This window comes from Streptomyces hazeniae, from assembly GCF_031845485.1.
In the GTDB taxonomy this organism is placed as follows: Bacteria; Actinomycetota; Actinomycetes; order Streptomycetales; family Streptomycetaceae; genus Streptomyces; species Streptomyces hazeniae.
Map to the genome: position 1 here is coordinate 1 of NZ_JAVREQ010000189.1, position 448 is coordinate 448.

Consider the following 448-nt stretch of genomic DNA (forward strand, 5'->3'; position numbering starts at 1 on the left):
GTACCTGCTTTGCCTCACCGTGCTGGCCGCTCTAGCCGCGCTCCTGCTCGCCGGTCTGCGCGGACGCCTTGTGGCAATGGGCGCGGTGCTGGCGCTTTTCGCCGTTGTGGGGGCAGGGGCAGCTCAGTTCCAGCCCGTAGCGGAGTCCACCGTGGAGGCCCGGAACAGGGCACGGATGGCGCCCGCCCAGGCCCAGCGCTGCACGGACGTCCACAACGTCACGAACTGCGCCTTTCCCGACTTCATCGATCGTCACAGGCAGTGGGCCGAGGTGGTGGAAGGCATCCTCCACCGCATCCCGGGCGGAGAGCAGGCGGACGGACTCACGGTCCGCCAGCACATCTGGGGCATCGATGGCGGCGACAGCCGTGTCGATGCGGAACCGCTGCAAGGGTGGGCAGAGGACGACCGCGTGGCAGAAACGCCTGGCGCGATCATGGTCGGGACC

At 69.0% G+C, this 448-nt stretch carries 1 pseudogene; it reads left to right on the forward strand.

What is annotated here, in order from left to right:
* Positions 1-448: pseudogene (locus RM572_RS29255) on the forward strand (ABC transporter permease); the annotation flags it as partial.